This window comes from Streptomyces sp. NPDC057486 (assembly GCF_042802415.1).
Lineage (GTDB): Bacteria > Actinomycetota > Actinomycetes > Streptomycetales > Streptomycetaceae > Streptomyces > Streptomyces yanii.
Genome location: NZ_JBHVEE010000016.1, coordinates 94,646 through 102,917, shown reverse-complemented (window position 1 = coordinate 102,917; position 8,272 = coordinate 94,646). Strand labels below are relative to the sequence as shown.

The 8,272-nt window shown below is 69.5% G+C and carries 6 protein-coding genes; 3 read left to right on the top strand and 3 right to left on the bottom strand.

Features of this window, described 5'->3' with window-relative positions:
* Positions 1–577: 577 nt before the first annotated feature.
* From ACFU6I_RS10945 to ACFU6I_RS10935, 3 genes are all read left to right on the top strand, one after another.
* A complete protein-coding gene (locus ACFU6I_RS10945) occupies positions 578–1,216 on the top strand; it encodes a DUF6230 family protein (protein ID WP_345510265.1) in 639 nt (212 codons plus the stop codon).
* 97 nt (positions 1,217–1,313) lie between these two features.
* Entirely contained in the window at positions 1,314–1,907 is a 594-nt protein-coding gene (locus ACFU6I_RS10940) for a DUF6114 domain-containing protein (RefSeq protein ID WP_384363854.1), read from the top strand.
* Positions 1,897–3,168 (top strand): hypothetical protein, encoded by a 1,272-nt coding sequence (locus ACFU6I_RS10935; RefSeq protein WP_384363852.1) that lies wholly within the window; start codon positions 1,897–1,899, stop codon positions 3,166–3,168. Before ACFU6I_RS10940 ends, ACFU6I_RS10935 begins: the two co-directional genes overlap by 11 nt.
* A gap of 102 nt (positions 3,169–3,270) precedes the next feature.
* Here the strand turns inward: ACFU6I_RS10935 and pyk are convergent, their stop codons facing one another.
* From pyk to pta, 3 genes are all read right to left on the bottom strand, one after another.
* Entirely contained in the window at positions 3,271–4,701 is a 1,431-nt protein-coding gene (pyk, locus tag ACFU6I_RS10930; protein ID WP_384363850.1) for a pyruvate kinase, read from the bottom strand.
* 74 nt (positions 4,702–4,775) lie between these two features.
* On the bottom strand, positions 4,776–6,068 hold the full coding sequence (locus tag ACFU6I_RS10925) for an acetate kinase (RefSeq protein WP_384363848.1): 1,293 nt from the start codon (positions 6,066–6,068) through the stop codon (positions 4,776–4,778).
* Complete coding sequence (pta, locus tag ACFU6I_RS10920; protein ID WP_384363846.1) at positions 6,065–8,146, bottom strand: phosphate acetyltransferase; 2,082 nt, start codon at positions 8,144–8,146, stop codon at positions 6,065–6,067. The genes ACFU6I_RS10925 and pta overlap by 4 nt, the downstream gene beginning before the upstream one ends.
* Positions 8,147–8,272 lie beyond the last annotated feature (126 nt).

The window sequence follows — 8,272 nt, the reverse complement described above, 5'->3', positions numbered from 1 at the left end:
CTCCCGGGGCGCCACGGCCGTTTTCGCGATCCGGCGACAATATGCGCCCTCGCTTTACCAAATCTTGATAAAAGCACGGACTGTTACTGCCAGTAAATCGTGGGCGGGGTTCTGTCCGATTAAGCACCCCAATTCTCCCTTTCCTTCTTGCGGGGGATGCCACCCTGTGTGGCCGGGTGGCGGCGCCCTGTCGTGCCTTGGTTATCGGGCCGTTACTAGCGAGTAACGAACCCCCTTGTGCCGCGGGCGCTAATGCACCACGATCGGCCACGCTCGGTCCAATGACGCCAGCCCGACCGCCAGTCGGCGCGGCGGCCGATTTGGGTCCCCACCGAGTGGGTCGGCGGCAGTGGCGCCGACCGCGGACAGGGGGGTTCCTGCCGTCCGGCAGGGCCTGTCCGAACAGGTTGCGCGAACGCGTGGCCGGTGGTTGTCGCTCGGGGGTGATCGCCAGTGATTCGGACGCGGTTCACGCCTCCGGTTCCGGCGCTCTCCTTTCCGAGGACGTAGCACTTCTCCCATCCCAGGACGGGCCGAGGCCCGGACCGGAGATGTACGTCCGAGAAGGAGGAAAGTCATGGAGTCCCAAGTTCGTGGCGGGACCAGATGGAAGCGGTTCGCTCTCGTCATGGTTCCGAGTGTGGCCGCGACGGCCGCGGTCGGTGTAGCCCTGGCGCAGGGCGCGCTGGCCGCGTCGTTCAGCGTCTCCGGCCAGTCGTTCAAGGTGACAGCGGAGCACCTGGACGGCAAGGGCTTCTCGCAGTACGGCGGCATAGACGTCGGCTACGCGGAGCTCAAGGGTGACGCGAAGACGGTGCACCCGGTCGCGATCTCGTCGTTCAAGTCGGCCGACATCACGGGCATGTGCCAGTCCGTCGTCACGCCGGACATCCCGGTCCTCGGGTCCGTCAGCCTCATGCTGAAGGCCGGTGGCGGCGGTACCCCGGTCCACGCCGAGAACCTGTACCTCGATGTCGCGGATCTGGACGCCGACGCCACGTTCAAGAACATCGACATCGGTGTTGCGGCGAAGGACGCCTCCAAGGGTCCGGCCATCAAGTCCGGCGAGAACATCAAGGAGAACGGTTTCGCCCAGCAGGCGGACCGCGCGATTCTCGACAACGTGAAGCAGAAGGCCTGGGCCACCACGGCCGGCACCTTCAAGCTCAGCGGGCTGAGCATGCGCCTCTACAACGGCGTCAAGGAGTGCTACTAAGCACTCCGTCCGGGCGGGCGGAGGAGCGGTCACGCTGCTCCGCCCAACCGGCTCCCTCTTCTTTCACAGCAATACCGGTTCCAGGGAGCTGTTTTCCATGAGCGCCGACTCCACGGGGCAGAACGAGCACTACACCCGCGTCCTTCGGCAGCGTTTCCGTGCCTGGCGGGGCAGCCGGCCGTTCTGGGCGGGCCTGCTCACCGCACTCGGTGGGGCGCCGATCGCGTACTTCCCGTACGCCAATCTCAAGATCGGCCACCTCACGCTGGCCATGGCGACCACCGCGGGTGCGGGCTCACTGATCATCGGTGTACTGCTGATCACGCTCGGTCTGACCATGTGGTTCCACCAAATCGTCCGGGTCTTCGCCGGTGTCGCCTCGATCCTGCTGGCGCTGGTCTCCATCCCGGTGTCCAACCTCGGCGGGTTCCTCATCGGATTCCTCCTCGCCATGATCGGTGGCTGCCTCGCCCTTTCCTGGGCACCGGGCACGCCGGTCGCCGAGCAGCCGGCCCAGCCCGGAGCCGGAGCCGGCCCGAAGGACCCGGCAGGGCCCGACGGTGCGCTGCCGGACGGTTCCGACCCGCAGCACGGTGCCGCGGGGACGTACAGCCCCGGGCCCGCTCCGTGGAACGACGACAGCACGAACGGCAAAGTTGACGCAGGCGGCGGGAGGAACAGTGCGGGGTGACGAGACGCAGCTGAACTCGACCGGGGGCGAGGATCTCCGGGCGAGAAGCGGGCCGCGCCACGCGGCCCCGAGGAAGTCGCTGCTGACGAAGCTGCACATACCCGCGGGCAAGGCCTTCGCGCTCGCCGCGATGCCGACGGCTGTCTTCGTCGGGATGGGACTCACCCCCAAGCTCGCGCTGGCCGACGACGCGACGGACATCCCGTTCGCGCCGGGCCCCTGTGTGACGCGCTCGGACGAGCCGAGCCAGTCGCCGGAGCCCTCGGCGTCCGCGTCGGAGACGAAGACACCGTCGCCGTCCGCCAGCGCCTCCACCGGTGCGGACCAGAGTGCCGAGGCGACGCCGAAGCCGTCGGCGACCCCGTCGGCGACCCCGTCGGCGAACGCCGCGGCGGACCGGCAGAGCGAGGCGCCCGCCGCGGCGCCGAGCGCCTCCCCGTCGCCCACGGCGACGAACAACCCGCTCGATCCGCTGGGCGTCGGCGACGCGCTCAAGGATCTCTTCGACGGACCGGACAAGGAGACGGCGAGCCCGTCCCCGAGCGCCACCACCGCGTCCCCGAAGCCGTCGGCGTCCGCGACGAGCGAGCCCGCCGAGAAGCCCGTGTCCAAGGTGACGGACGCGGCGAAGGACACGGTCGGCAAGACCGCCGACGCCATCCGCGAGGCGGCCGACAAGGCGGGTACGTCGGTCAAGGAGCTCGACGAGAGCGCCAAGGGACTCGACCCCAAGAAGGACGACGACATCCCGGACGGCGCCAAGCAGCCGTTCCCGTGCCCCACCGCCGACCCCAAGGCGCTGGCCGCGGCGGACCTGGAGCAGGGCATCCCCAGGGTTCCGAACCAGCCGTGGATCCTGGAGAGTTCGCTGCTCACCCTGAACGGACTCGACTACAAGGGCATCGTCGAGGTGGAGAAGGGCGACGGCACCACGAAGAAGGTGCTGAAGTTCACCGCGTCGTCCATCGACATCAAGGACCTGCACCAGCTGACCGAGGGTCCGGGCGGCACCATCGGCCACGTCCAGGCGCGGAAGGGTTCGACGTCCACCATCCGCGAAGGCACGGTGACGATGTACACGGAGGAGCTGAAGGGCAACCTCTTCGGCCTCATCCCGATCACGTTCAGTCCCGAGACCCCGCCGCCGCTGAACGTTCCGTTCGCGTTCTTCACCAACGTGAAGGTCACCCAGGCCGGCCAGTTCGGCGGCACGCTCACGGTGCCCGGGCTGCACAACTACTTCACCGGCGGCAACAGCTGATGAGGTGACTCAAGGACCCGTCAGGGAGCCGCACAAGGCTGTGGCCCGCACCCCCGTCGAAGGGGATGCGGGCCACAGTCGTATGCCGGTGCGGTCGGCTCGTCAGCCGCGGTCGCTGCCGCCCACGTGGTGCACCCGGACCATGTTGGTGGTGCCCGGGACGCCGGGGGGCGAGCCGGCCGTGATGACCATCGTGTCGCCGGCGTTGTAGCGGCTCAGCTTCAGCAGCTCCGCGTCGACCAGGTCCACCATGGCGTCGGTGTTGTCCACGTGCGGCACGACGTGGGCCTCGACGCCCCAGCTCAGCGCGAGCTGGTTCCGGGTGGACTCGTCGGTGGTGAAGGCCAGGATCGGCTGCGCGGCGCGGTAGCGGGAGAGCCGGCGGGCCGTGTCACCGGACTTGGTGAAGGCGACCAGCGCCTTGCCGTTCAGGAAGTCCGCGATCTCGCAGGCCGCGCGGGCCACCGAACCACCCTGGGTACGGGGCTTCTTGCCCGGGACCAGCGGCTGCAGGCCCTTGGAGAGCAGCTCCTCCTCGGCGGCGACGACGATCTTCGACATCGTCTTGACCGTCTCGATCGGGTACGCGCCCACGCTGGACTCGGCGGACAGCATGACCGCGTCGGCACCGTCCAGGATCGCGTTGGCGACGTCGGACGCCTCGGCGCGGGTCGGCCGCGAGTTGGTGATCATCGACTCCATCATCTGGGTCGCCACGATCACCGGCTTGGCGTTCCTCCGGCAGAGTTCCACGAGGCGCTTCTGCACCATCGGGACCTTCTCCAGGGGGTACTCGACGGCCAGGTCGCCACGGGCGACCATCACACCGTCGAACGCCATGACGACGCCCTCCATGTGCTCGACGGCCTGCGGCTTCTCGACCTTGGCGATGACGGGGACCCGGCGGCCCTCCTCGTCCATGATCTTGTGGACGTCCTTGACGTCGTCGGCGTCGCGCACGAAGGAGAGGGCGACCAGGTCGCAGCCCATCCGCAGGGCGAAGCGGAGGTCATCGACGTCCTTCTCGGACAGGGCCGGGACGTTCACTGCCGCACCCGGCAGGTTGATCCCCTTGTGGTCGGAGATCACCCCGCCCTCGATGACGATGGTCTTGACCCGGGAACCCTCGACCTCGACGACCTTCAGCTCGACGTTGCCGTCGTTGATCAGGATCGGGTCGCCCTTGTCGACGTCGCCCGGCAGTCCCTTGTAGGTCGTACCGCAGATCGACTTGTCACCGGGGACGTCGTCGGTGGTGATGGTGAACTCGTCCCCGCGTACCAGCTCGACGGGGCCCTCGGCGAACTTCGCCAGGCGGATCTTCGGGCCCTGGAGGTCGGCGAGTACGCCGACCGCCCGGCCGGTCTCGGCGGCGGCCCGGCGGACGCGGTCGTAACGGCCCTGGTGTTCCTCGTGGGAGCCGTGGCTGAAGTTGAATCGGGCCACGCTCATGCCGGCCTCGATCAGAGCGACGAGCTGCTCGTGGGAGTCGACGGCGGGACCGAGGGTGCAGACGATTTTGGAACGGCGCATGAGGCGGATCCTATCGGTTTGTTTCACTGCGGAATATTCCGGCTGGTGGAAGATACAAAGGGGCGCGGGGGTGCTCAGTTGTCGACCTGTACGGGCGGTGCGGCCTGCCCGGGCTGCGCGGTCCGTCCGAGCCCTTCGACCAGCGCGAAGGTCTGGCCGGCGATCTCCAGCTCCTCGTCCGTCGGCACCACGGCGACCGCGACCCGCGCGCAGTCCGGCGAGATCAGCCTCGGTTCACCGGACCGTACGGCGTTGAGACCGGCGTCCACCGCGAGGCCGAACTCTTCGAGACCGGCGATCGCAGCCTCCCGTACGGGCGCCGAGTTCTCCCCGACCCCCGCCGTGAACACCACGGCATCCACCCGCCCGAGGACCGCCGAATAGGCGCCGATGTACTTCTTCAGTCGGTGCACATAGATGTCGAACGCCAGCGCCGCCCGCTCGTCGCCCTCGTCGATCCGGCGCCGGATCTCCCGCATGTCGTTGTCCCCGCAGAGGCCGACCAGACCGCTCCTCTTGTTGAGCAGGACGTCGACCTCGTCGACCGACATCCCCGCCACCCGCGTCAGATGGAAGGTGACCGCCGGGTCGATGTCCCCGGACCGGGTCCCCATCACCAACCCCTCCAGCGGGGTCAGGCCCATCGACGTCTCCACGCACCGGCCGCCCGCCACCGCCGATGCCGAGGCGCCGTTGCCCAGGTGCAGCACGATGACATTGACCTCCTCGGGGGTGCGTCCCAACAGCTCGGCGGCCTTGCGGGAGACGTACGCGTGCGAGGTGCCGTGGAAGCCGTAGCGGCGGATGCGGTGGGCGTCCGCGGTCTCCACGTCGATCGCGTAGCGCGCGGCGTACTCCGGCATCGTCGTGTGGAACGCGGTGTCGAAGACGGCGACCTGGGGCAGGTCGGGGCGGAGCGCCTGTGCGGTACGGATCCCGATGATGTTCGCCGGGTTGTGCAGCGGCGCCACCGGGACGAGCCGCTCGATCTCAGCCAGCACCTCGTCGGTGATCACGGTCGGCTCGGTGAAGCGCAGGCCGCCGTGCACCACCCGGTGGCCGATCGAGGCCAGCTCGGGAGAGTCCAGCCCCAGCCCGTCCGCGGCCAGCTCCTCGGCCGCCGCCTTCAGCGCCGCCTCATGGTCGGCGATCCTGCCCGTGCGCTCCCGTGTCGCGGCGCCGCCGGTCAGCGGGGTGTGCACCAGACGGGAGGTTTCCTCGCCGATCCGCTCGACCAGGCCGATCGCGAGCCGGGAGTGGTCCTTCATGTCGAGGAGCTGGTACTTCACCGATGAGGAGCCGGAGTTGAGGACGAGGACGCGACGGGCCTGCACGGCGGCGGAACCTTCCTTCGTGGGGGTGGTCATGCGGATCGCTCCTCGCCCTGGGCCTGGATCGCCGTGATCGCCACGGTATTCACGATGTCCTGGACGAGCGCACCGCGGGAGAGGTCGTTGACGGGCTTGCGCAGCCCCTGGAGCACCGGGCCGACGGCCACCGCGCCGGCCGAGCGCTGCACGGCCTTGTAGGTGTTGTTGCCGGTGTTCAGGTCCGGGAAGATCAGCACGGTCGCCTGCCCCGCCACCTCTGACCCGGGCAGCTTGGTCGCGGCGACGCTCGGCTCCACCGCCGCGTCGTACTGGATCGGACCCTCGATCCTCAGATCCGGTCGGCTCGCGCGCACCAGGTCCGTCGCCTGCCGCACCTTGTCGACGTCGGCGCCCGTGCCCGAGGTGCCCGTCGAGTACGAGAGCATCGCGATCCGCGGCTCGACACCGAAGCGGGCGGCGGTGACGGCGGACTGGACGGCGATGTCCGCGAGCTGCTCCGCGTCCGGGTCCGGGTTGACCGCACAGTCCCCGTACACCAGGACCTTGTCCGAGAGGCACATGAAGAAGACCGAGGAGACGATCGACGCGTCCGGCTTCGTCTTGATGATCTCGAAGGCCGGGCGGATCGTCGCGGCGGTGGAGTGCACGGCCCCGGAGACCATCCCGTCGGCCAGGCCCTCCTGGACCATCAGCGTGCCGAAGTAGTTCACGTCCGAGACGACGTCGTACGCCAGCTCCACCGTGACCCCGCGGTGCGCCCGCAGCTGTGCGTACCGCTCCGCGAACGCCTGGCGCAGCTCCGAGGTCTGCGGGTCGATCAGCTGTGTATCTGCGAGGTCGATGCCGAGGTCGGCGGCCTTCTTGCGGATGATGTCGAGGTCGCCGAGCAGGGTGAGCTCGCAGACGTCGCGGCGCAGCAGCACATCGGCGGCGCGCAGGACCCGCTCCTCGGTGCCCTCCGGCAGTACCACGCGGCGCCGGTCCGCGCGGGCCTGTTCCAGCAGCTCGTGCTCGAACATCATCGGGGTGACGCGGCCGCTGCGGGCCAGGGAGATCCGCTCCAGCAGGGCGCCGGTGTCGACGTGGCGCTCGAAGAGGCCCAGCGCGGTCTCTGCCTTGCGGGGCGTTGCCGCGTTCAACTTTCCCTCCAGCGCGAAGAGTTCGCCCGCGGTGGGGAAGGATCCGCCGGCCACCGACACGACCGGGGTGCCCGGTGCGAGACGTGCGGCCAGCTTGAGTATCTCCTCGCCGGGGCGCTCGTCCAGGGTCAGCAGCACGCCCGCGATGGGCGGGGTTCCGGCGCTGTGCGCCGCCAGCGAGCCGACCACCAGGTCCGCCCGGTCCCCGGGCGTGACCACGAGGCAGCCCGGCGTCAGTGCGTTCAGCAGATTCGGCAGCATCGCCCCGCCGAAGACGAAGTCCAGCGCGTCCCTGGCCAGCCCCGCGTCGTCGCCGAGCAGAACCGTTCCGCCGAGCGCCGCGGTGATCTGGGCGACCGTCGGCGCGGAGAGCGCCGCGTCGTCCGGCAGCACCGAACAGGGGACGGGCAGCCGCGCCGCCAGCCGCTCGGCGATGACCTCGCGGTCCTCCGCCGCCACCCGGTTCACCACCATCGCGAGGACGTCGCAGCCCAGCCCGGCGTACGCCCGGTAGGCGTTGCTCGTCTCGGCCCGCACGGACTCCGCGTCCTGCCCCTTCCCGCCGACCACGGCGATCACCGAGGCGCCGAACTCGTTGGCCAGCCGGGCATTGAGCGCCAGCTCGTCGGGGAGCTGGGTGGCCGCGAAGTCCGTGCCGAGGACCAGCACCACCTCGTACGAGCGGGCCACCTGATGGAAGCGGTCGACGAGCCGCGATACCAGTTCGTCGGTACCCTTCTCCGCCTGCAGCGCGGACGCCTCCGCGTAGTCCAGGCCGTAGACCGTCGACGGGTCCTGGGGGAGCCGGTAGCGGGCCCGCAGCAGCTCGAACAGCCGGTCGGGGCCGTCATGGACCAGTGGCCGGAACACCCCGACCCGGTCCACCTGACGCGTCAGGAGTTCCATGACTCCCAGATCGACGACCTGACGGCCGTCTCCCCGGTCGATTCCTGTCACGTACACGCTGCGCGTCACGCGTGCTCTCCCGTCGTTCTGTCCGGTTGGAGCGATATCGCCCTGTTGACGATACCTGCGGGGGCGGATCAGCCGCCCGCCGGGCGAAAGGCCCTGATCGGGTGCGGGAAGAACCCCGCCGCGCCC

Bases quoted from the DNA above. Each gene is read 5' to 3' on its own strand.
- ACFU6I_RS10940 (WP_384363854.1), top strand. From the start codon at position 1,314: ATGAGCGCCGACTCCACGGGGCAGAACGAGCACTACACCCGCGTCCTT.
- ACFU6I_RS10925 (WP_384363848.1), bottom strand. From the start codon at position 6,068: ATGACCACCCCCACGAAGGAAGGTTCCGCCGCCGTGCAGGCCCGTCGC.
- pyk (WP_384363850.1), bottom strand. From the start codon at position 4,701: ATGCGCCGTTCCAAAATCGTCTGCACCCTCGGTCCCGCCGTCGACTCC.
- ACFU6I_RS10945 (WP_345510265.1), top strand. From the start codon at position 578: ATGGAGTCCCAAGTTCGTGGCGGGACCAGATGGAAGCGGTTCGCTCTC.